24 protein-coding genes and 1 pseudogene are annotated in these 22,061 nt (G+C 61.7%); 11 read left to right on the top strand and 14 right to left on the bottom strand.

Features of this window, described 5'->3' with window-relative positions:
* Positions 1 to 4 precede the first annotated feature (4 nt).
* Positions 5 to 484: a hypothetical protein gene (locus R3F07_14185; GenBank protein ID MEZ5277526.1), complete on the bottom strand. Its 480-nt coding sequence runs from the start codon at positions 482 to 484 to the stop codon at positions 5 to 7.
* A gap of 74 nt (positions 485 to 558) precedes the next feature.
* On the opposite strand from R3F07_14185, the gene R3F07_14190 reads away from it, so the two are divergent.
* From R3F07_14190 to R3F07_14200, 3 genes are all read left to right on the top strand, one after another.
* Positions 559 to 1,098, top strand: a complete 540-nt coding sequence (locus tag R3F07_14190) for an NUDIX domain-containing protein (protein MEZ5277527.1) — start codon at positions 559 to 561, stop codon at positions 1,096 to 1,098.
* A gap of 72 nt (positions 1,099 to 1,170) precedes the next feature.
* Complete coding sequence (upp, locus tag R3F07_14195) at positions 1,171 to 1,788, top strand: uracil phosphoribosyltransferase (GenBank protein ID MEZ5277528.1); 618 nt, start codon at positions 1,171 to 1,173, stop codon at positions 1,786 to 1,788.
* 54 nt (positions 1,789 to 1,842) lie between these two features.
* Positions 1,843 to 3,444: a peptide chain release factor 3 gene (locus R3F07_14200; protein ID MEZ5277529.1), complete on the top strand. Its 1,602-nt coding sequence runs from the start codon at positions 1,843 to 1,845 to the stop codon at positions 3,442 to 3,444.
* 74 nt (positions 3,445 to 3,518) lie between these two features.
* Here the strand turns inward: R3F07_14200 and R3F07_14205 are convergent, their stop codons facing one another.
* The gene (locus R3F07_14205) at positions 3,519 to 4,034 is read right to left on the bottom strand and encodes a hypothetical protein (protein ID MEZ5277530.1); all 516 of its coding nucleotides are present in this window, start codon (positions 4,032 to 4,034) and stop codon (positions 3,519 to 3,521) included.
* A 107-nt stretch (positions 4,035 to 4,141) separates the two neighbouring features.
* Here R3F07_14205 and R3F07_14210 point away from each other — a divergent pair, with 107 nt between their 5' ends.
* From R3F07_14210 to ribB, 3 genes are all read left to right on the top strand, one after another.
* Positions 4,142 to 4,921, top strand: coding sequence for a hypothetical protein (locus R3F07_14210; GenBank protein ID MEZ5277531.1), 780 nt, complete (start codon positions 4,142 to 4,144; stop codon positions 4,919 to 4,921).
* 112 nt (positions 4,922 to 5,033) lie between these two features.
* Positions 5,034 to 5,459, top strand: coding sequence for a DUF302 domain-containing protein (locus R3F07_14215; protein ID MEZ5277532.1), 426 nt, complete (start codon positions 5,034 to 5,036; stop codon positions 5,457 to 5,459).
* A gap of 166 nt (positions 5,460 to 5,625) precedes the next feature.
* On the top strand, positions 5,626 to 6,741 hold the full coding sequence (ribB, locus tag R3F07_14220) for a 3,4-dihydroxy-2-butanone-4-phosphate synthase (GenBank protein ID MEZ5277533.1): 1,116 nt from the start codon (positions 5,626 to 5,628) through the stop codon (positions 6,739 to 6,741).
* A gap of 21 nt (positions 6,742 to 6,762) precedes the next feature.
* Here ribB and R3F07_14225 read toward each other — a convergent pair whose 3' ends face one another.
* Positions 6,763 to 7,722, bottom strand: a complete 960-nt coding sequence (locus R3F07_14225; protein ID MEZ5277534.1) for a DUF3500 domain-containing protein — start codon at positions 7,720 to 7,722, stop codon at positions 6,763 to 6,765.
* A 110-nt stretch (positions 7,723 to 7,832) separates the two neighbouring features.
* Here R3F07_14225 and R3F07_14230 point away from each other — a divergent pair, with 110 nt between their 5' ends.
* Positions 7,833 to 8,522, top strand: coding sequence for an RraA family protein (locus tag R3F07_14230; protein MEZ5277535.1), 690 nt, complete (start codon positions 7,833 to 7,835; stop codon positions 8,520 to 8,522).
* A gap of 85 nt (positions 8,523 to 8,607) precedes the next feature.
* On the opposite strand, the gene msrA is transcribed toward R3F07_14230, so the two are convergent.
* On the bottom strand, positions 8,608 to 9,156 hold the full coding sequence (gene msrA, locus R3F07_14235) for a peptide-methionine (S)-S-oxide reductase MsrA (GenBank protein ID MEZ5277536.1): 549 nt from the start codon (positions 9,154 to 9,156) through the stop codon (positions 8,608 to 8,610).
* 188 nt (positions 9,157 to 9,344) lie between these two features.
* Between msrA and pgl the strand changes: the two genes are divergently transcribed.
* Complete coding sequence (pgl, locus tag R3F07_14240; GenBank protein MEZ5277537.1) at positions 9,345 to 10,043, top strand: 6-phosphogluconolactonase; 699 nt, start codon at positions 9,345 to 9,347, stop codon at positions 10,041 to 10,043.
* A 24-nt stretch (positions 10,044 to 10,067) separates the two neighbouring features.
* Here the strand turns inward: pgl and R3F07_14245 are convergent, their stop codons facing one another.
* Positions 10,068 to 10,910 (bottom strand): sugar phosphate isomerase/epimerase family protein, encoded by an 843-nt coding sequence (locus tag R3F07_14245; GenBank protein ID MEZ5277538.1) that lies wholly within the window; start codon positions 10,908 to 10,910, stop codon positions 10,068 to 10,070.
* Between the two features lie 150 nt (positions 10,911 to 11,060).
* Between R3F07_14245 and R3F07_14250 the strand changes: the two genes are divergently transcribed.
* On the top strand, positions 11,061 to 12,134 hold the full coding sequence (locus tag R3F07_14250) for a LacI family DNA-binding transcriptional regulator (protein MEZ5277539.1): 1,074 nt from the start codon (positions 11,061 to 11,063) through the stop codon (positions 12,132 to 12,134).
* A gap of 402 nt (positions 12,135 to 12,536) precedes the next feature.
* Here the strand turns inward: R3F07_14250 and R3F07_14255 are convergent, their stop codons facing one another.
* The 4 genes from R3F07_14255 to R3F07_14270 form a co-directional block, all read right to left on the bottom strand.
* Positions 12,537 to 13,001, bottom strand: coding sequence for a VOC family protein (locus R3F07_14255; GenBank protein ID MEZ5277540.1), 465 nt, complete (start codon positions 12,999 to 13,001; stop codon positions 12,537 to 12,539).
* 487 nt (positions 13,002 to 13,488) lie between these two features.
* Positions 13,489 to 14,148 carry a carbohydrate ABC transporter permease gene (locus tag R3F07_14260; protein ID MEZ5277541.1) on the bottom strand — a complete coding sequence of 220 codons (660 nt, stop codon included), beginning with the start codon at positions 14,146 to 14,148 and terminating at the stop codon, positions 13,489 to 13,491.
* Between the two features lie 4 nt (positions 14,149 to 14,152).
* A complete protein-coding gene (locus tag R3F07_14265) occupies positions 14,153 to 15,082 on the bottom strand; it encodes a sugar ABC transporter permease (GenBank protein MEZ5277542.1) in 930 nt (309 codons plus the stop codon).
* Positions 15,079 to 15,504, bottom strand: a complete 426-nt coding sequence (locus R3F07_14270) for a hypothetical protein (GenBank protein MEZ5277543.1) — start codon at positions 15,502 to 15,504, stop codon at positions 15,079 to 15,081. The genes R3F07_14265 and R3F07_14270 overlap by 4 nt, the downstream gene beginning before the upstream one ends.
* On the opposite strand from R3F07_14270, the gene R3F07_14275 reads away from it, so the two are divergent.
* Both R3F07_14275 and R3F07_14280 read left to right on the top strand, forming a co-directional pair.
* A complete protein-coding gene (locus R3F07_14275; GenBank protein ID MEZ5277544.1) occupies positions 15,497 to 16,336 on the top strand; it encodes a hypothetical protein in 840 nt (279 codons plus the stop codon). The genes R3F07_14270 and R3F07_14275 overlap by 8 nt on opposite strands.
* Before the next feature lie 310 nt (positions 16,337 to 16,646).
* The gene (locus R3F07_14280; protein ID MEZ5277545.1) at positions 16,647 to 17,996 is read left to right on the top strand and encodes a TAXI family TRAP transporter solute-binding subunit; all 1,350 of its coding nucleotides are present in this window, start codon (positions 16,647 to 16,649) and stop codon (positions 17,994 to 17,996) included.
* A 10-nt stretch (positions 17,997 to 18,006) separates the two neighbouring features.
* On the opposite strand, the gene R3F07_14285 is transcribed toward R3F07_14280, so the two are convergent.
* The 5 genes and pseudogenes from R3F07_14285 to R3F07_14305 form a co-directional block, all read right to left on the bottom strand.
* Positions 18,007 to 18,309, bottom strand: a complete 303-nt coding sequence (locus R3F07_14285; GenBank protein MEZ5277546.1) for a hypothetical protein — start codon at positions 18,307 to 18,309, stop codon at positions 18,007 to 18,009.
* 32 nt (positions 18,310 to 18,341) lie between these two features.
* Positions 18,342 to 19,016: a ribulose-phosphate 3-epimerase gene (gene rpe / locus R3F07_14290; protein ID MEZ5277547.1), complete on the bottom strand. Its 675-nt coding sequence runs from the start codon at positions 19,014 to 19,016 to the stop codon at positions 18,342 to 18,344.
* 9 nt (positions 19,017 to 19,025) lie between these two features.
* Complete coding sequence (gene lptE, locus R3F07_14295; GenBank protein ID MEZ5277548.1) at positions 19,026 to 19,568, bottom strand: LPS assembly lipoprotein LptE; 543 nt, start codon at positions 19,566 to 19,568, stop codon at positions 19,026 to 19,028.
* A 6-nt stretch (positions 19,569 to 19,574) separates the two neighbouring features.
* Positions 19,575 to 20,969 (bottom strand): tetratricopeptide repeat protein, encoded by a 1,395-nt coding sequence (locus R3F07_14300; GenBank protein MEZ5277549.1) that lies wholly within the window; start codon positions 20,967 to 20,969, stop codon positions 19,575 to 19,577.
* Between the two features lie 44 nt (positions 20,970 to 21,013).
* Positions 21,014 to 21,955 (bottom strand): annotated as a pseudogene (locus R3F07_14305) (beta-ketoacyl-ACP synthase III).
* Positions 21,956 to 22,061: the final 106 nt, after the last annotated feature.

Genomic DNA, 22,061 nt, shown 5'->3' on the forward strand with positions numbered 1-22,061 from the left:
ACGGTTACCCTCTGAGGTCCTCGAGACCGATCCTGGCCGGTCTCGCTTCCGGCAGTTGATTGTCGGTCTTGATCACGCTGACCGGAAGCTTGGTCTTGATCTGGATGCGTTCCGGCTTGAGGAATTTCGCGGCCACGATCTCACAGGCCTCACCGATGCTCTTGGCCGGGAACTTCCGGCCTTTCCGGCCGTTGTTGTACTCGTTGGTGGCCCGGACAATGCGTTCGGTGATGGACGCGGGACTGTCCATTTCGGGGATCTGGACCACCCAGGCGACAAGATCATCGGCCGCGACCTGGTTGAGCGGGTCCGACAGCAAAACGACATACTGGTTCTTAACCCTGGGTTCGCGGGTGGCTTCGGCCATTTCCTCCTGAATCTTCAATTCCTGCTGGAGTTTCCGCATGATCTGCGCAACCACCTGAGGCTCAATTTCGGATTCCTTGAGGATACTGGCGACGACATCGACATCAACTTTTGCCATGGGTGTTTCGGTCTGGAAAGGTTTGGGAAATCAGGGTCGGGCAGACTAACGCCCGTCACGCATCGAAAGGAAGGATGAAAATGAAGGATGTGGGAGACGAGGTCTTTGACGTGGTCAACGAAAGGGACGAGGTGATCGGTCAGGAGCGCCGGTCCGAGGTCCACCGAAAGGGGCTCAGGCACCGGGCTGTCCATATTCTCTTTTTCAATCCGCGCGGCGAGGTCTTCCTGCAGAAGCGTTCCACAATCAAGGACACCTGGCCGGGGCGATGGGGCTCATCAGCCTCCGGTCACCTCGATGCGGGGGAGGACTACGATGCCTGCGCGGTTCGCGAGGTGCGGGAGGAACTCGGCTGGGAGATCGGGAGCCCGCTGAGCCCCCTTGCCCGGATCAGAGCCTGCCGGGAAACCGGTCAGGAATTTGTCCGGGTCTATCGAGGGGAAGCGGAGGGCCCGTTCGTGCTGCATCCGGACGAGATCGAGGAGGGGCGGTGGTTTGCTCCGGCGGAGGTGGATCGCCTGGTGGCGGCGGGCGACGCGGTCTGTGCCCCGGCACTTGCCTTGATCTGGTCGATCGTGAAGCGAAACAGTCAGGGCGAAGGAGCTGCGGGTTGATCCCGTTGAGTTGATGGATTGAGTGGATCCCGTTCTTGTGACAATGGAGCGGATCGGTTCTTCTTTTCCTCCATGGCACTGACGGTCCTCAATCACCCGGTTGCAAAACACCTGCTGACCCGTCTGCGGGATCGAACGACGGATGCGGCGACTTTCCGAGCGCTCTGTCATCGACTGACCACCTTCCTCGTCATCGAGGCGACCCGCGATCTGGAGACCTGTCCGGACCAGGTCGAAACGCCGCTTGAGAGCTTCGAGGGTTCGGCCCTTGCCCGGGAATTGGTGGTGGTTCCGATCCTGAGGGCGGGATTGGGCATGCTGCACACGGTCACCGATCTCTTCCCGAAGGTGGCGGTCGGCTACGTGGGTTTGGAGCGCGATCACCAAACGGCCGAGGCGCGATCGTATTACTGCAAACTTCCACCTCTCGAGGGGCGCTGTGTCCTGGTGGTGGATCCGATGCTGGCCACCGGGGGGTCGGCCGAACAGGCCATCGCCCTGCTCAAGGATGCCGGTGGGAACGATGTACGGCTGATCGCCATGGTGGCCGCACCGGAAGGGGTGGCCCGGGTGGAGGCGAGTTTTCCGGAAGTGGCGATTTTCACGGCCGGGCTGGACCGTGGTCTGGACGAGCGGAAGTACATCCGCCCGGGCCTCGGGGATTTCGGCGACCGTCTCTACGGAACCTGATCGCCCTAATTCGAGACTGGCCAGCGGCGCCCGGGTTGGCTCAATTGGGAGCCTGTGTCTCTCAATCACGAGATTTCCCGCCGTCGCACCTTCGCCATCATCTCCCACCCGGATGCCGGCAAGACGACCCTGACCGAGAAGTTCCTCCTCTATGGGGGAGCCCTTCAGCTGGCCGGCTCGGTCCGTGCCTCCAAGAACCAGCGTTCGGTTACTTCGGACTGGATGGAACTGGAAAAAAAGCGCGGCATCTCGGTGACATCGACCGTCCTTCAGTTCGAATACCGGGATTGTGCGGTCAACCTCCTGGATACACCGGGGCACAAGGATTTTTCGGAAGACACCTACCGGGTGCTGACGGCCGTGGACGCAGCCCTTATGGTCATCGACGCCGGAAAGGGCATCGAGACACAGACCCGCAAGCTTTTCGAGGTCTGCCGACAGCGGGGCATTCCCATCTTCACCTTCATGAACAAGTGCGACCGGCCGATCCGCGAGCCGCTCGCCCTGGTCGACGAGCTCGAGTCCGTGCTCGGCCTGAAGGCCTGCCCGGTCAATTGGCCTCTCGGCGGCGGGGTGGACTTCCGTGGTGTCTTTGACCGGCAGAGCCAGTCGGTCCACCTGTTTGAGCGGACCCCGGGCGGTGCCTACCGGTCTCCGGTATCGATCGCCGGTCTCGACGATCCGTTTGTGGTCAGGAAACTCGATGAATCCATCCGCAATCAGGTCCGGGAGGAGATCGAAATGCTCGACATGGCCGGGGAGTCGTTTGACGCCGCCGCAGTCCTCTCCGGTGCCCAGAGCCCGGTTTTCTTCGGCAGTGCGGTCAACAACTTCGGAGTGCAGCTGCTTCTGGATTCCTTTCTCGACCTTGCGCCCGGCCCCATGGCGCGACGGACCGGTGAACGGACAATCAAGCCCGACAGTCCGACATTTTCCGGTTTCATCTTCAAGATTCAGGCCAACATGGATCCCAGACATCGGGATCGGCTGGCTTTCATCCGGATCTGTTCCGGGCGTTTTGATCGGGATATGTGGGTGGTCAACGCCAGGACCGGGCGCCGCCACCGACTGAGCAGTTCACACCGCCTTTTCGGGCAGGAACGCGAGACGATGGACGAGGCCTTCGCCGGCGACATTCTCGGATTGGTCGGACACAGCGATTTCCGGATCGGAGACACCCTGACCGAAGATCCCGACATCATCTATGCGGAAATGCCCCGCTTCCCTCCGGAATGCTTCGCCTTTCTTTCCAATCCCAACAAATCCAACGACAAGCGGTTCCGGAGCGGCTTGGATCAGCTCCTGCAGGAAGGCGTCGTCCAGTCGCTGAATCTCAAGGACTCACTCAACCCGGTGCCGCTGCTGGCCGCGGTCGGTCCGCTGCAGTTTGACGTTTTCCGTCACCGTCTGGATTTGGAATACGGCGCGGAGTCCCGGCTCGAGTCGGCCTCATGGAGCCTGCTTCGCTGGCTCGATTTCAAAGGGGCTGAACCCGATTACGATGGATTGGTTCTTCCAAGCGGCGCAGCGGTGGCCTTCGATGCGGCGGGGTCGGCGGTGGTGCTCTTCCCGAGCGAGTGGATGGTGCGATTCTTCGAGGAAAAGAATGCCGGAGTCGCTCTGCTCACGTCGGCACCGGCTGTTGTTTCAGAATGAGGAGCCCTGCCAGGTGCGGGACCTGACAGGGCCTTGCCGGCAAGAGCGGGGTTTCTTCAGCCGGAATCGGGAACTCAGGCGCGGAAGAAGTGCTTAAGCAGCTTGTCGACCGCTTTGCGGGCGGCGGTGTCGTAGGCCTTGGTGCTCTGCGACGAGCTGACTACGATGGTCGTGTAGGTCCCGACAAACATGCCGAGGTCGATCTTCTGGTCGCCGTTGGCAATTGTTCCGGAAAAGCGGCATTCGTATTCGCCCATCCGGTTCAGTTCCCAGCTGCTCATCATGATGGTGATGGTCAGATCGCCGGTTTTGCCGGAATTGTTCGGAACGGTCTCGATATTGACCTTGTAGCCCCCATCGGCAAAGGCCTCCTCGAAGATGCGACCGATTGATGTCCGGCGGTCGGTCTCCGCACCCGCGGGATAAAGGCCTCCCATATCGGTGGTGCGGAGCAATTCGACATACTCGACCACGATGTTGGCGTTGTCGGCGATGGGAATCCGCACGTCCGGCTTCTTGGCGGCCGGGAGTGAAGGCACCGCCATCAGGGCGGCGAAGATGCAGATGTTTTTCAGGGTGTGGTGTGTCATGATTTCAGGAGATTGGGTTGAAGATTGGGTTGAGGATTGGGTCGCGGCTCGCCTCCGGATCCCCGGCAGGCTTGCACCTGAGTTGATCCTGAATAATACGGTTGTTGGTGGGAAGCAGTTTCAAGGTTTTGGCCTGGTGGGGATTCCTGATCCTTGTCCTCACGGTTCAAGGGGCTGATCTGGACCTGGACGCCATCCTGGCCCGACATCGCGAGGCGATCGGAGGCACGCAGGCGCTGGGACGGCTGAATACGCTCAGAGCTTCCGGCATCGTGCTGATCAGTCGGCAGCGGGCACCCTACGAGTTATGGGCCGCCTTTCCGAACCGCCTGCGGATTGAGAGCACGATTGGGGAGAGGGTGCTGGTCCAGTCTTACGATGGGAAGAATCCGCCCTGGACCTGGTTTCCGGAGACCATCTATGCGCTTCCGGAGGAAATGAACGAGGTCGAGGCCGGTGAGTTCATCAGCGACGCGGACTTTACCGGCCCCCTGATCAACCCCCGGGGAAAGGGCAACGAATTGACGCTTATCGGTGAGGAAACGTTGAATGGACAGAAGGTGTTCCGCCTGAAGTTGGTCGAAGGCGGTGGACAGGAATCGAGCATCCTGATCGACGGGGAGAGTTTTCTCATTGCCTGCCGGTCGGGCGTCCGCAGGGGAGGAGGGGCGCAGATCGAACTCGACACCTTCTACCTGGATTACCGGAAAGTCGCGGGAGTGATGCTGCCGTTTCGGTATGAGGTCTATCGCGGGACGAGCCTGGTCCGGACCGTCCTGGTCCAATCGATGGAGGGTAATGTGCCGATACCGCCGGCACTTTTCGGGATGCCTGAGGGTCCGGATCCGGTGAAGGCCCGGATCGAGATCGAAGCACGGCGGCCCTGATCGGCACCCCGCACCGTCCGGCGTTCTCACTTCCGGTCGGATGCCGCTGTTCAATTCGGAAGCCGGAGTTGCGTATCCGTCCGCGGGCAACTAGTGTGCGGCTTCTGAAACGATGGTCGTGGAGACCGTCTCCCGAAAGAAAGGTGATTCGATTATGGTCTATACCGTCCTGAGTAAAAAGAGCCTGGATCAAGTCTGTGCGGATCTGGAGGTCGCTGTCCCCGCCCACAAGTTTGGACTGATCGGCAAACACGATCTGCGCCAGACCATGGCGAAGAAGGGTGTGGCTTTTGATCGTGAATGCCGGGTCTATGAGGTCTGCAACCCTCATCAGGCCAAGAAGGTGCTCGAGGCCAAGATGGAGATATCGACCGCGCTGCCCTGTCGGATTTCGGTCTACGAAGAGGGCGGCAAGGTCGTCCTCGCCACCATCAAGCCGGAAAAGATGCTGGGCATGTATGACGTGCCGTCACTGGCCCCAGTCGCAAGCGAAGTCGAGCAGTCCATGATGGCGATCATGAAGGACGCCGCCGGCTGAGCTCACCCGCGACGGATAGGGGGTCATTGCTGTGACGGATAAGGGGTCATTGCTTGACTCTTGACAAAAGGCCACCGGCTTTTGTCAAGAGTCAAGCAATGACCCCTTTGGCCCCGAGTTTTGGGGTTCCCATTGGGAGGCGGTTGGCTAGAGTCCGGGTTTTGCCATGGCCGAACAGATCAACAAGAGCCCTTTCGACTCGGTGGAATCCGCGATTGCGGCGATTGCGGCGGGGGAACTGATCGTCGTTGTCGACGACGAGTGCCGGGAGAATGAAGGCGACCTCATCATGGCGGCCGACAAGGCCACTCCGGAGACCGTCAATCGCATGATCCGTGACGGCCGGGGGCTGATCTGCGTGCCGATGCCCGGCTTCCAATTGGAGCGTCTGGGCATTCACCCGATGGTGCAGGAAAACCGGGAGTCCCACCGGACCGATTTCGGCGTTTCCGTGGACGCCACCGAGGGAATTTCCACGGGTATCAGCGCCTATGACCGGTGTCGTACTATACGATTGCTGGCTGGTGCGGAAACCAAGCCGCATGAACTCGTCCGTCCCGGTCATGTTTTCCCTCTGCGCGCGCGTCCGGGTGGCGTGCTGCAGCGGGCCGGACATACCGAGGCGGCGGTCGATCTGGCGGTCCTCGCCGGGCTGAATCCATGCGGGGTCCTCTGCGAGATCCTCAATGAGGACGGCACCATGGCCCGGCTGCCCGAGTTGATCGAGTTCAAGACGAAATTCGGACTGAAGCTGATCTCCATTGCCGACCTGATCGAATACCGTTTCAGCCGGGAGCGCCTGGTCGAGCGGATCGCGCGGCAAGCCCTGGCCACGGAGTGGGGCGACTTTGAACTGCACGTCTTCCGCAATATCCTCGACAACCGCCGACATTTCGCGGTCACCAAGGGTTCCCTCGATGAAAAGCCGACCCTGGTCCGGGTGCACAGCGAGAATGTACTCGGAGACATCTTCCGATCCAGTGACATCGCCAGTCGGCATTCGGTGGAGCGAGCCATGCAACGGATTGCGGCGGAAGGCCGCGGGGTGCTTGTCTATATCGAACAGCCCAACAGCGGACTCTCGATGGAGAAACCCGACCAATCGGCGCCGGGCCGGGTTCAGGCGGCCTCGATGAACCTGAGGGATTATGGGGTGGGGGCACAGATCCTCGCTTCTCTGGGGCTCAAGGAGATCCGTCTTCTCTCGAGCTCAAGCCGGAACCTGGTGGGGCTCGACGGTTACGGCCTGAAGATCGTTGAAAAGGTTTCGCTGAACGCCTGACCCTTTCGTTCCGGCGACCTCTCAGGGATGGTCCTTCCGGAGGTGCTCTCCGAGCCGTTCGTATCCAAAATCATCGGTCAAATCCCGCCAGACCGTGTGGATGTGATTGGCGTCATTCTGGGTGTTGTCGTATTCGATCAGAAAGGACGCACCGTGAATCCGGTAGTAGTGTCCCTGGCCCGGCAGAAGTCCCCCGGCCCAGGCGAAGCGGATCGCGGCTTCGGCCGGCGGCCCGATCCGTTCGAGCGCGAGCGCCGTGAGCCCGGGTTCCCATTGATCAAGGTGCAGCCGGATCAGGGACCAGAGGGTATTCTGCTCATCCGCGGTCAGATCGCGGTCGCGGATGCCCGCAGCTTCCGGAATCCGCGGACGCGGATCGGTGCCGGATAGAATCTCGGGATAGGCTGTCTCGTCGATGATGGCCTCCGCCCGCTGGACAGGTTCAAGGGAGAGGATGAGGGCCCGGGCGAGATCCTCCTCGGCCGGCAGGGCGCGGCGCCCCGTCTCCGGACCATGGGGAACCCGGGCCGGGTTGGCTCCCCAGAAGGCCGGGGTGATTGAGGCGCCGCCGCGTCCGTCCGAGGTGTAGTTCAGGGAAAGGTGATGACCTTCGATCCGCCAACCCCACGGAGCGGTTGCGGAGGGGGCTCCGAATACGGTGAAGAAATAGAGTTGGGGGTCGCGAAAGCGGGTGTTGCCTTCGATCCGTCCGAGAATGCCTTCGAACTCCATGATGGCACGGGCTCGGGCTGCCCCGGATTCACTGAGGGTCGCGTCGAGAAGGGTGAAAGCGGCTTTGCGCTGGACATCGGACATCGACTTCAGGCCTAGCCCTGCGCGCGGGCGTGGGATAAAGCTCCAGTCGACGCGATTGGCATCGTCGAAGCTCCGCTGGGCGAGTTCCCGGGAGGGACGATCGAGCGAATTGAGGAACCGGATGGCGGCGGCGGCCAGAGTTGAAGGGTCGTGTGCCTGGGTCATGTGGTTTGGGCGACCTCCAACGGGGCAGTGGATGCGCCTCGCGGTGATGCAGATTCAGAAAGACTGGCGGAAGGGTTGCGGGAGCGGTCAATTCTTGCGAGCCTGGATTGATGAATACGCATCTGCGGGCGGAATTGCTTCAATTGTATGCGGATCTTCGGGTGGCGGATGTGCGCGACGGCATGGACGTGATGGGTTATCATCACACCGGATCGGTCAGTCCGGTGATCCGTCCCCTCTGGCGGACACGGGCCGTGGGCATCGCCCGGACGGCGCGCTACCTGCCTTTTGCGGGTCGTGTGCCTGAACTGGGTCCCGAGGAATACGCCGCCTGGTCCGGGCGGTATTATGGCGAAGTCTGTCGCTATCCCTGGATGGAGACGATTGAGGAGGGGGACTTCATGGTCATTGACCTGAGCGGGGTATCTGCCGGCTTGATGGGGTCTGAGAATACCCTGAATGCCCTGCGTCGCGGGATTCGGGGATTCGTGTCCAGTGCCGGGGTGCGCGACACCGATGAGATCATCCGGCAGAAGGTGCCCTTCTGGAGTGCTGCGGTCGCCCAGTCGATGGTGCAGGGCCGGCTCCAGTACGACGGTCACGATGTGCCCATCGCCGTGGGCGGGGTGACGGTCTGTCCGGGCGATGTCGTGGTGGCGGATGGGGACGGTGTCATCGTGGTGCCCTCGGCCATCGCAAAGGACGTTGCGCTCCATGCCGGCGCCGAACATGCCCGGGATAGGGAGGCGCGTCGCCGGCACTATGAAGCGCTCGGCTGGGATGTCGACGAAACCGTTTAGTGGAGGACCGGAATCGGTCCGTCAGGGTTGAACCCTCAAGTCCTTGAAGTAGGGCGCGGTTGAGCGACGTCCCCGCCGTTGCGACTCAGCCGATCTTTCCTTTGGCAGTCAGTTTTTCGATCTTGGGCTGGATGACGTAGACACAGTAGCCGGCGGTTGGGTTGCGATCGTAGTAGTCCTGATGGTAGTCCTCGGCCGGATAGAAAGTGTCGAGGGGAAGTATCTCGGTCACGATCGGATCGGTGAAACGGGCGGCCGCCCGGGTGCGGGAGGCCTCGGCGATCGCCTGTTGGGCGTCGTTGTGGGTGTAGATAACGGATCGGTATTGGGTTCCGGAGTCCGGTCCCTGGCGGTTGAGGGTGGTGGGGTCATGGGCCTCCCAGAAGAGGTCGACGAGGGCTTCGTAACTCAGGACCGCAGGGTCGAAGGTCACCTGAATGACCTCGGCGTGGCCGGTGGTGCCTTCGCAGACCTGGCGGTAGGTGGGGTTCTTGACGTGTCCCCCCGCATAGCCGGGTCCGAATTGATGGACTCCGGGAACCCGCTTGAAAATGGCTTCCAGGCACCAGAAGCAGCCGCCTCCGAGAGTGGCGGTTTCGAGCTGTATCGAGTCGGGTGAATTGGTCGTGTCCATCGTCTGTTCCTTGAGTGGATTATTGAAAACGGGCAATCTCCTCTTCAAACCGGGCTTGTCAAATCGGAGAATCGCTCGGATCGATGCCGAACAAGCGTTCCGACCTGGCTGGCAGGGGGCGATGGAAGAATGGGTGGACTCCGCCTTCCGGATCGCGCTCAATGGAAAGAGTCCTCAAGAGGGAAGAGATGAAAATCCAGATCGATAGAGATGCCGATGCCGTGGCCAGGCGGGCAGCCCGGTTCATCGCCGGGGAAGCCCGTACTGCAGTCAACGCGCGCGGTCGGTTCATCATGGCGATCAGCGGCGGCCGGACTCCGTGGCAGATGCTGCGGGCCCTGGCCGATGAGGATGTGCCCTGGAAGCAGGTGCATGTTGTTCAGGTCGATGAGCGGATCGCACCGGCTGGTGACCCGGACCGGAACCTGACCCATCTGCGGGAGAGCCTTCTGTCCCACGCTCCGTTGCCGCCCGGTCAGATCCACGCGATGCCGGTGGACGAGACCGACCTTGAGGCGGCGGCCGCAGACTACGCGATCACGCTTCAAGGCATTGCGGGTAGGCCTCCGGTCCTTGATCTCGCCCATCTGGGTTTGGGGTCGGATGGCCATACGGCCTCCCTCGTGCCGAATGATCCGGTTCTCGACATCACCGACCGCGATGTCGCTTTGACCGGGGTTTACCTGGGCCGGCGGCGGATGACGCTGACTTTCCCGATGCTCAATCGCGCGCGGTGTATCCTCTGGGTGGTGACCGGGGCGGAGAAGGTCGGGATGCTTCCGCGAATCATCGGGGGCGATGTGACCATTCCCGGCGGGCGCATCCGCCAGGACAAGGCCGTCCTGCTGGCCGACCGTCCGGCCGCCGGGGACCTTGAGCCTGAGTAGGTGCAGGGTTCGCCTACACCGTCCTCAGAGCTCAAAGCCGGCGGCGTTGCCGGCTGAGCGGATGGCTTTGGCGGCGAGTTCATACTCCTCGGCGCTCGGGAGATGCTCGAGGAGCATCGGGAGGTCGGGGTTGAGGCGGTGGACCTCCTCGAAGAGCGTGCCGAAATCAAAGGTGCCAAGGCCCGGCCGCACCTCGTCGATATGGGTGGTCAGGCCGTCCCGCAGGATCGAGTCCTTGAGGTGCACGCTCCGGATATGGGGACCGAGTTTCCGGAAACATTCGCGGGTGAAATCCGCATTGAAGAAATAGCGCCGCGGGCAGTTCATCCAATTGGCCATGTCGATATGGACGCCGAAAGCGGGCCGGTCGACGGCGGCGATCAACTCCAGGGTGCTTTCGGGCGAATCGGGAAACATCCACGGCATGGGCTCAAGCGTGTAGCAGGTGTGCTTGGGACGCACCGCATCGATGATCGACCGGACCGTTTCGACGACCCGGTCAAACATGTCGCGGCTCAGGTCATCGGGGTGGGGGCCGTCCCATTTGGAGCCCGCGGACCCCGCGATATTGACGGCGCAGCGCGCACCGATCTGGTCGGCCAACTCAAGGGACCGGCGGCATTTTTCCAGGGCGGCGGTCCGCTCTGTCGGATCCGGGCTCATCGGATTGCTCCAGGCGCCGACTTCGGCGATGATGATGTCCGCCTCGTCGGCGGCGTCGCGCCAGGTCCGGATCTCGCTGATGTCCGAATCCAACCCGATAGGGCAGTAGGCGGTGCGGTAGCCGTGCCGGCGGAGGGTGGCGATCCACTGTTCCGGGGATTCGGTGGCTTCGTGGAGGGGGGCACCGAGGCGGAGGGTCTTCATGTGGTCGAGGCTACCGTTTGCCCCGGTGCTGGCAACCCAAAGGATACACTCATGGAGTCCGGTTCGCACCTTTAGCTGGGCTAATGGGTTTCGCGAGACGGGCTACGGGTTTTTGTTGATTACGGTGGTCGATGCTCTACCGATAGAACGATGGACCGTCGGGTATCGTTGAAGGATGTCGCTCAAGCGGCCGGTGTGCACCCCACCACCGTTTCGATGGCCTTGCGCAATCACCCGCGCATTCCCGAAAAGACCCGCGAGCGCCTGAAGAAACTGGCGGAGAAAATGGGCTACACCCGGGATCCGGCTCTCGTCGCCCTGGTCGAGTACCGCAATTCCCTCTATCGCAGCAAGTCGCCGCCGGTCATTGCCTTTCTCACGGATTGGAAGCCGGCGGACGGCTGGAGAAGCAACCCGACGAAGAACATGTTCTGGACGGGTGCTCACGATCGGGCGCACCGGCTCGGCTACAAGCTGGAGCATTTCAGTCTCGGGGAGGCCGGCATGACTGCGGCCCGGATGTCGAAGATCCTGCTGACCCGGAACATCAAGGGTCTGATCCTGGCGAATTTCCTGGTTCACACCGAGTCGATCGAACTCCCCTGGGATCATCTCTGTGCGGTCAAGATCGATTACGAACCGCTGGCCCCCCGGCTGGCCTCGATCACCAACAACCAGCTCCAGATCACCCGCCTGGCCATGCAGAGGATCCGTGCGCTTGGCTACCGGCGGATCGGCCTGTGCCTTCCCGACAGCTGGGAGCAGATGCTCGATGACGTCTGGGCCATCGCCTACCTCTGGGAACAACAGAAGCATGAACCCGAAGACCGGATCCCGGAGCTGCGCTACGCCGGGGCGGAGGATATCCGGTCGAAATCCAGGGCTTTCAAGCAGTGGTTCGACCAATACAAGCCGGACGCCGTCCTCGGCGATTCAGCCGAGATCATCGCGATGGCGGAGTCTTTCGGGATCAGGATCCCCCGTGATCTCGCGGTGGCGGATTTCAATTGCATGGGGACAGACGGGGCGATTGCCGGCATCACCCAGAACCACCTCGATGTCGGCCGGCTGGCGGTGGACATGGTCGCCGGTTTCATGTCTCAGCACATCTTCGGCCTTCCCGCAGTGCCGGTCCGGTCCTTCGTCGACGGCTATTGGACGGACGGCCGCAGCTGCCCGCCGGTCAAGGCGAAGAAGGCCACCCGGAAGGCCGGGGCCGGATAAATAGGAATATCGGGCGGGGCTGCGTCCTTTTTCAATTCCTGCAGGAGGGGCTTTATGCCTCGATGTGCCGGTCAATCGAGGCGTAAAGCCTCTCCTACAGTGCATCGATTCTTCGGATACACAGAATTCCTCGGGAGTCAGAACGGCGCCCGGCGGTCACGCCCTACCTGATGAGGCCGATCCGGTGGTAGGGCGTGACCGCCGGGCGCGCTGTCAAAATCAGGGAGCAAATCGAGCTCGGAGGGCACGCAAGACGCCCCTACCGTGAATCGATTCTTCAGATACACACTCACCAAACAAACGGTAGCATAGACGGGTTTGTTTTTCGTTCGAAAACAAAACGTAGCCTGCTACGGTTGGTTTGAATGTATCCAACTACAACTTCAGGCCCTGCGGGCTTCCTCAATAGCCCTCGAGCATTTCGATGACGAGGCCGAGCTGCTTGCTGGCGTCGACGTAGGTGTATTGGCCGGTTTTGGGGTCGCCGCCCTGGTGGAATTTCTCGATGCCCCGGGTGGCAAGTGCTTTGACCCGGCCCTCGGTGTCCGAGACATTGAAGGCGATGTGGTGGACGCTTTCGCCGTTGTTGTCCAGGGCTTCCTGCCAGCTGCTCTTGCCGCCCATCGGCTCGATCAACTCGATCGTAATATTGTCGAGGTGGAAAAAGGCCAGTTTGGCCCGCGCGTCGGAGGGTTCACCGCGGAAGGTCATGCCGACCTCGCTGCCGGGCTGGGTCGCGAACCATTTGGGCACGTCCAACCCGAGGACTTCGGCCCAGGCCCGGGAGGTCTTTTCGATGTCGCGGACGACGATGGCGATCTGGCTGACCTTGCGGGTGCCGAGGAGGGATTCTTTCTTTTCACTCATAGGTGGTATCGATGGAGGTGTGGAGGGGGAGAGTCGGGGAAAGTCGAAGGTCGGGGAAAGTCGAAGGTCGAAAGTCGAAGGGCGAAGAGGGGAGGGAAAGGTCGAAGGTCGAAAGGCGAGTTTGATCTCTGGAGTATCCGAAAATTCTTATCCCATCTCCCCGGTTGTCGGACAGGTATGATTCGATGGGTTGGGTAGGAGAGGCTTTACGCCTCGATTCTCATCCAGACAACTCTGGATCGAGGCGTAAAGCCTCTCCTGCAGATTTCTGCCCTCCGTCCTCTGCCCTTCGGCCTCCGGCTACTTCATCCTTTCGAGCCGGTCGTGTTGATGCCCTGGATGAAGGTCTTCTGGGTGAAGAAGAAGAGGATGATCAGGGGGAGGATGATGACGGTGGAGGCGGCCATCAGGTGGTGCCAGGCGGTGCCGCCCTGCTTGGTCTGGAAGGCCTGCAGGGCGAGGGAGAGGGTGAACTGGGACTGGTCGGTCAGGTAGATGAGGGGACGAGAAAATCGTTCCAGGTGTACATGAAGGTGAAGAGCGCGACGACCAGCAGGGCGGGCCGGGCGATCGGGAGGATGATCTGGAAGAAGATGCGCAGTTCTCCACACCCGTCGATACGGGCGGCCTCGGTCAGGTCCTTCGGAATGGTCATGAAGAACTGGCGGAGCAGGAAGATATTGAACGCACTGCCGAGAAAGGCCGGAACCCAGAGGGGTTTGAAGGTGCCGACCCAGCCGATCTCGCGAAAGAGGGTGTAGACCGGGACCATGATGACGGGGAAGGGAATCATCATGGTGGCGAGGCAGAGGACGAAGACCGCATCGCGACCCTTCCACTCAATGCGGGAGAATCCATAGGCGGTCAGGGCACTGCTGAGGACTGTTCCGATGACAGAGAGGAAGCAGAGCATGATGGTGTTTCCGGCGTAGCGCCAGAAATCACCCATCGCGACGAGGGCATCCCGGTAGTTATGCCACTGGATCTCGCTGGGAATCCAGACGGGCGGCAGGACCATGGTCTCATTGAGCGGCTTGAGGGACGTCGAGAGCATCCAGGCGAAGGGCGCGATAAAGGCGACCGCGCAGAGGAGGAGCAGCGCGTAGACGATGAGGTGACCGATCAGGGTGAGGCGGTGGGACTGCATGACCTCAATCGTAATGGACGCGCCGTTCGCTCATTCGGACGACGAAGAGCGTGAGGATGAGCACGATGATGAAGAAGATGAGGGAGATGGCACAGGCATAACCCATATTCCAGAAATCGAAGGCGTTCTGGTAGATGTAGGTCGCGATGAAGAGCATGGAGCGCTCGGGTCCGGCAATACCGTCCGTTCCTCCGGTCCCGCCCATCATGACATAGGGAACGGCGAAAATCTGCAGGGTGCCGATGATCCCCATGATCAGGTTGAAAAAGATATAGGGGGAGAGCAGGGGCAGGGTGACCTTGAAGAGTTTTTGCCAGAATCCGGCACCGTCGATTTCGGCCGCCTCATAGTACTCGACCGGTGCTTCCTGGAGTCCGGCCAGGTAGATGACCATGGCGTGTCCGACGCCCCAGAGGCCGGCCAGGACGAGGCCGGGCTTGGTGAAAGCCGCCTCCTGCAGCCAGTTCGGTGGTCGGAAACCGGTGCCGAAGGTGGCGTTGACCGCCTCGAAAAACGGGGTCAGCGCCGTATTGATGAGTCCCAGTTCCCCGTTGAGCAACCACCGCCAGACGATGGCGAGGCAGACCAGGGGGACGAGGGAGGGGAGAAAGAAGATGGTCCGGAAAACGCCTTTTCCCCGGATATTGAAGTTGAGGAGTATGGCGAGGAAGCAGGCCACCACCGTGTTCAGCGGCACGGCGAGAAAGGCGAAGAGCATGGTGTTGGAGAGCGCCTTCCAGAAGAGGGGGTCGGTCGCCAGATCCGTGTAGTTGCTGCTTCCGATGTAGACCGGCTTGGACAGGACCGAATAGTCGGTCAATGAGAAGACGGCGGTCGCGACGAGCGGGTAGGCGCTGAAGATGAGGAATCCGAGAAGCCAGGGGCTGATAAAGAGCAACCCCCGGATCAGGCGGCTTTTTTCGGCTCCGGTCATTGTTCGCTCCATCCTTTCTTCCGGGACTCGGCCACGCGGTCCCAACGCAATCGATTGCGCTCATAGATCCTGGCCTGCCCGGCCTGGATCTCCGCGAGGATCTCCTCGGGCGTGGTCCGCCCACGGAGGAGGAGGCCGATCGCATTCTGCATTTCGCTTTCGAGCTGGTTGCGTTGGGCGATCGGAGGCGTGCGCGTCACGTTGGGACTGGCCGCCAGGTCGATGAAATCCTTGATGTAGGGATGGGGGTGACGGGCGAGAAAGGACTCCGAAACCGCCCGCAGGGAGGTCATCTTCCGGTGACCCAGGGCCAGCTTTTCGAGGACGTCCTGCCGGTTGACGTAGACGAGAAACCGGAAGGCCTCCTGGGGATGGCGGGCCCCGGCGGGGATGGAGAAGGAATCCGGCTCGGCGATGCTCACTCCCTTGAGCCGTTCCGGGTCGTCGGAGGAAGGGCGCCACCCCGTATTCGAAACCGGGTGGCGCGTAGTTCTTGATGAAGTTGTCCATCCAGACGCCCTGCATGACCATGGCCACGCGGCCGGTGAAAAAGGCGTTCTGCGGGGAGGCGAAGGTTCCGAAACCCGACTGAAAGCGGAGGAGACTGTCGGCGCCGAAGCGCTCGGGGTAGCTGGCGATCCAGCGGGCGGTTCGGAGATTCTCCGGAGAATCCACCGTGATCGCGTCACCGTCCCAGAGACGGCCGCCGAACCAGTAACAGAAGTAGCTCCGCCACCAACCGGGTTCGGTCGGGAGATGGCCGAGAACGGCAATACTGCCATCTTCCCGGTGGCGGGTGATGGCTTCATTGAACGACTCCAGTTCGGCGATGGAAGCGGGCGGCCTGTCGGGTTCGAGTCCGGCCTCCCGGAACATCTTCTTGTTCCAGTGCAGCGCGGTGACGGACGCGGTGATGGGGAGGCCCCAGAGGTGCCCCCGGTGGGAGCAGATCTCCCAGAAGATGTCGACGTATTGATCGGCAGTGATGCCCGCCGCGGCCGCCATCCGGTCAAGGGGAATGAGGGCGTTGTTTTCGACGTAGACCGGGATGGCGGGATAGGGCAGGGCGGCCAGATCGGGGGGATTGCCTCCGGCCGTGGCGAGGAGAAGCTTGCGCTCGAGCTCGCTTACGTTGAGGCAACGGATCCGGACTTCCGTCTGAGAGTGATTGAAGTCGTCGACGATGCCGTCGAGGGCTTCTTTCTCGAACCCGGCCCAACTGGTCCAGAGGGTGACCTCGACCGGCTGGTCTAGGTCGGGGGCCCGGGACCCGCAGCCGGCACCGGCAAACAGGCACAGGCAGAGGGAAAGCCGGAACAGCCGGGAAATCGCAGTCCGCCTCTGCCCCTCCGGAGCAAAAGGGGGTGAGGGGCTCTCGGCCTGGATGGAGGAGGGAGGAATCACGAAGGGGCTTGGATCTGGGTCAGGCGAACCACGGTTCAGAGCAAGGAGCAATTCCGGGAATCGTCAATCGGAAGGTGTCCGGCCGGGACGTGTCCGGGGTATTCCTCCGGGATTGAATATCGTCGCGGATTGCTCAGGATCCGGGGAACTCCATTTTCCCATGATTGCCCTCAAACAGTTCCTTCGGACCAACGGCTGGATGGTCGTGGTCATCCTGGCCGGTTTTCTCGTCACCATCCGGTTCATCGATCCGGCTCCTCCCGGCACCATCACCATGGTCACCGGTTCGGAGGAGGGGCGTTATTATCAGGTCGCCCGGCAGCTCAGGGACGAGTTGGCCAAGGACGGCCTTGAGGTGAAACTGCTGACCAGCGCCGGATCCATTGCCAACCTCGGGATGCTGGTGGCCGAGGACAACGAGATCTCCATCGGGTTTGTCCAGAGTGGGGTGGAGCATCTCTTTGACGGGGATACCAGCACGTTGAGAGGACTCGGATCGCTCTATTATGAACCGATCTGGCTTTTCTACAATCGCCGGCGCCCGGTCGGTTTCATCACTGATCTGGAAGACAGGCGGGTGGCGGTGGGGGCGGAGGGCAGCGGGACCAAGGCGGTGGCCAGCCTGCTCCTGGAGGCGTCGGCTCTCCTGCCCGTGAGCGGCGATGCCCGGGTCACGGTGGAGGAAATCGGAGGTGAAGATGCCGCGGACGCTCTTGAGGCGGGAACGATCGACGCGGCATTCTTTGTTCTGCCGGCCGAGAGTCCGATCATCCGTCGTCTGGCCGCGAATCCCGACCTCGATTTTCAGGACGTGCGCCGGGCGGCTGCCTACGAGGGCAATTTCCCGTTCCTCTCAAGTTGCCGGATTCCAGCGGGGCTCCTGGACATCGCAGAGGATATTCCTGATACCGACCGGACCCTCCTTGCGCCGGTGGCCACCCTGGTCGTCAACGATCGTTTCCATCCGGCCCACACCCCGCTGGTTCTGGAGGCAGCCCGCAAGGTGGTCGGACGCGGGGGATTGATCGAAGCCCCCGATGAATTTCCTTCGGACCGGTTTGTCAGCTTTCCCCTGACCACGGAGGCCGAGCACTACCACCGGAAGGGCCCTCCGTTTCTGCTCCGTTTCCTGCCCTTCTGGGCGGCTTCCCTGGTCGATCGGATGATCATTCTCGTCATCCCGTTCATGGCCCTGATTGTTCCGCTGGTGAAGATCGCCGGACCCCTTTACCGATGGCGTATCCGGTCGAGGATTTACCGCTGGTACCGGATCCTGCGGGAGATGGACCGGAAGATCCGTGACGGGAGCATCCGGAGGGATACCCACTCCCAGATCGTGCGACTGGAGGCCCTGGAAACGGACATCCGGAGTGTCGAGGTGCCTCTCTCCTACGCCGATGAGCTCTACGACCTGCAACTGCACGTCGCCCACGTCTTGCGACGGTTGCGCGCCATCGATTCGGCGCTGGAATCGACCGGGGGTGGGCCCGGGGAACTGGAAAAAAAGTAGACCCGACGCGCTACCAGCGCTTCAGCTTGGCCGGGGGGGGCGGCGGGGGCTTGGGCTTGGACTCGACCGCCAATTTGGGCTTCTGGTAGGAGATGATGGATGGTCGGTCGTCGGCCGTTTCTTCAGCTTTTGACTCCATGCGCTTTTGCGCGGTCTCCGTCTGAAACTCGACCGTGTCCACCAGCAGGCCGAGGACGCGGTTGATCTCCGCCTGTTCCCTGCCGATCGAGTTCTGCTTGATTAGAACCAGAACGAGGAGAAGGAGCAGCAGCAGGAGGGCAGCTGTCGTCGCAATCGGAAGCCATTCGACCATATTCCGGTTATCGGACCGGAAGCCGTCCGGCTTTAATCGTAGCTCGGTGGGGTTTCTGGGCGAATTGCCCTGAGGAGGGCGTCGCGCTGTCCGGGCCTGAAGAAGGCCGATCCCGCCACCAGGGTGTCCGCTCCGGCCTGGCAGCAGAGGGGGGCGGTGGTCCCATCGACGCCTCCATCGACTTCGATGCGGAAATCGAGCCTGAGCGAGTCACGCAGTGAACGCATCGCGGAGATCTTGGGCAGGACGTCCGTGCGGAAGGATTGACCGCCGAAACCGGGCTGAACGGTCATGAGAAGAACCAGATCCACCTGATGGAGGAAAGGCTTGGCCGCGTCGGCCGGAGTGTCCGGATTGATCACTATCCCGTTCTTGCAGCCGAGTTTGCGGATGGCGGCGAGGGTGGCATGGACGTCGTAATCGGGCTCGACGTGGATGCTGATGAGGCTGGAACCGGCCTTTGCGAAGGCTTCGATGAACGAGTCCGGATTATCCAGCATCAGGTGGGTGTCAAAGAAGAGGGACGAGCGCTTCCGCAGGTCGGCCACCACCTGGGGACCAAAGGTCAGATTGGGGACGAAATGCCCGTCCATGATGTCGACGTGCAGCCACTCCAGGCCGGCGGCTTCGACGGTGGCGAGTCCCTCGCCGAGGGCGGCGTGATCGGCGGCGAGGATGGATGGGGCGAGGAGGGTCGGATGCTTCACCGGAACGGGTTACCAGGTATCGAGAACCGATCGGCTGATGGCGGAGGCCAGATTCCGGGTCAGGACCGGCATGGCCTGGGATTCGGCCGGATTCTGACCATCGTCGAGGAATACCTCGGTCTGGGCGCTGATCGGCCGGTTTGCGAAATAAACGGTCGCCCCGTCGCCGGAGGTCAGGGTGCAGTGGGCGATCAGGGTGAGGCGGACCTTCCGGGCGAGCCCGGTATCCTCCTCTCGCATGACGCGGGTTTCACGCTGCAGATCGACGAGTCTGACGACCAGAGTCGCCTCCGCGGATCCCGACGACTCGGGACGGACCCGTCCATCGCGTTCAAATTCCCGGATGATCTGCGAGGTCAGGACCGGGCCGGCCTGGGGAGCAAAGGCCTCATTTTGAACCGGTGGGACATCGATGGAGGTGAAAGGCTGGTTGGCGGGTGTTCCCAGGTGATAGGCCGAGCAGCCGCTCAACGTGAGGAGCAGGGCAAGCGAGGCCACCCGGATATTGGAGAAACCGAATGGAGGGCGGCGCTCAACGATGGGATGGTTCACCCGAAATCAGAAGATCCCGAGGAACTTCTTTTTGGGTTTGGCCGTTTCCGTTGCCGGGGCCCCTTCGGAGGCGGGTCTCGTCTCAGGAGGAGGCGGTGCGGGCGAAGCCTGGGGAGGAGGGGTGCCGGTGTTGCTGTCAGGAGGGGAACTGATCGAGGCAGTGGTCGGATCGGCGTTCGGGGTGGGACGGGAGGGGTCCTTTGACGCGGCTTCGTCGATCTTGGCAATCTGCTTTTCCAGCCATTCCGCCTGCTTCTGCCGGAGTGCCTTTTCCTTGGAGTCGAGTTCCTCAAGGCGGGCTCTCGAGGTGGCGGCCGTCTGGGAGTTGGGGGCCACGGTGATGGCCTCATTATAGAAGACCTTGGCGGCCGGGTAGTTGCGCCGCTTCTTGTAGTAGAATTCGGCCATCTTGAACTTGCTCTGGGACAGGACCTCCTTCATTTCGCCCAGTCCCTCCTCCGCCTCGGCCAGACTGGTGCCCTTGGGGTAGAGGATGAGATAATCCTCAAAATAGCTGATGGCTTCGCGGGTGGCGCCCTGGTCATAGAGGGGACCGTCAACCATTCCTGAATGGGTCTGAGCCAGCCTCAGGTAGGCGTCGCCGGTCACCATGCTGTTCGGGTAGGCATTGATCAACCGGTCAAGGGCATCAATGGCGTAGGCGTAGTCTTTGCCCTTCAGATGGGCCGTCGCCACGTTCATGAGGGAGAGTGGCGCGTAATCGCTGTAGGGAGCGTTGAAAACAAGTCGCTCGAAATACTGGATGCCGCGATCCTGGTTCGTCCACCCCGGGATGAATCCGAAAATCTTCTTGCGGTAGCCGTTCACGTAGGTGCTGGCGATCTCGTATTGCTGACCGAGGAGGAGATTGAATTTCCCGTAAGACGGATAACCCCGCAGAATGATGTCGAGCTCCTCGAATGCCTTGTCGTAGCGGCCGCGCTCCATGTAGATATTCGCGGTGCGAAAGCGTGCCTCCGGTGCGTAGTGACTGGCCGGATAGTCCTTGAAGACCCTCTTGTAGTCGCCCAGCGCCGACCGATCGGCCCCGCGTTCTTCGTTGGCCCGCGCCCGGTTCATCAGATCGAGGGCTTCCTGGGCGTATTCGGGCTGAAGTCCCCCGAGAGTGCCGCCCACCGTGTAGTAGCCGGTGGCCGGGCTCCATTGGATTTCACCCACGTCGCTGTCGGGCGAACGCAGCTCTGGCTGCATGCCGTCCAGGTCGATGTTGGTATTGGAGAAGGACTTGAATTCCTTTTTCTTCTTCTCGACCGGCGGGGTTTCCTGCTGGGCTCGAAGCGCCGTGCTTCCCAAGCCGATGAGAATCAACAGGGCCAGCAGGCCACGGCCCAGCCTTGGACGTGAGGGGAAAAGCTGCTGGTTCGTGAGATTTTTGTCCATGCGGGTTCGATCTTTCGAAACTCGAATGTCGGTGAAGTAATGCATCAGGACCATCGAATCAAGGATGATCCCCAGGTCAGGCCACCGCCGAAGGCGACCATGAGGATGAGGTCACCCGATTTGATCCGTCCGGTGCGGACGGCTTCGTCGAGAGCGAGTGGAATCGAGGCGGCCGACGTATTCCCGTAGCGGTCGAGGTTGATGAAGAAACGTTCCATGGGGATCCCCAGGCGGTTGCCCAGGGTTTCGATGATGCGCAGATTGGCCTGGTGAGGCACCACGCAATCCACTTGGTCAGCGGTCAGCCCATGATGTTCCAGAATCTGAGTGGCGGATTGCTCCATCACCCGCACGGCCGCCTTGAAAACCTCCCGTCCGCGCATCTTGATGAAGTGTCGTCGATCTTCGATCGACTCGAGGCTGGCCGGATGGAGGCATCCGCCCCCGGGCAGGTGCAGCAGCTCGCCCGCGGATCCGTCGCAACCGAGTTGGGCGCCCATCCAGCCATTCTCCGGGTCGTGGTTGCGGCTGACGACGACCGCCCCGGCACCGTCGCCGAAAAGCACGCAGGTTGAACGGTCCTGCCAGTCGACCACTGATGAGAGACGCTCGGCGCCGATGATGAGGGCATTGCGGCAGGCGCCGGATCGGACCATGCTGGCACCGGTTTCCAGCGCATAGAGGAATCCGGAACAGGCGGCCTGAAGATCAAAGGCGGCCAGACTGTTGAGCCCCAGCTTGTGCTGAACGATACAGGCCGTCGACGGAAAGGGCATATCCGGCGTGGTTGTGGCGACGATGACGAGATCGACTTCATCGAGAGGGGTTCCGGAGGCTTCGAGTGCCCGACGCCCCGCCTCTGCCGCCATGTCGGAGGTCAACTCGCCTGCGCCGGCGATCCGGCGTTCCCGGATGCCGCTGCGGGTCACGATCCATTCGTCGGAAGTGTCGACGGTCCTGGCCAGTTCATCATTGGTCAGAATTCGTTTGGGCGCGTGAGGAACCCGTGCCGGCCAGAGTGATGGGGACGAGCGCCTGGGTCATTCAGGGAGAGGAACGGCGGCGGCGTTCGTGGAAATTGAGGTGCAGATG

This window comes from Opitutaceae bacterium (assembly GCA_041395105.1).
In the GTDB taxonomy this organism is placed as follows: Bacteria; Verrucomicrobiota; Verrucomicrobiia; order Opitutales; family Opitutaceae; genus B12-G4.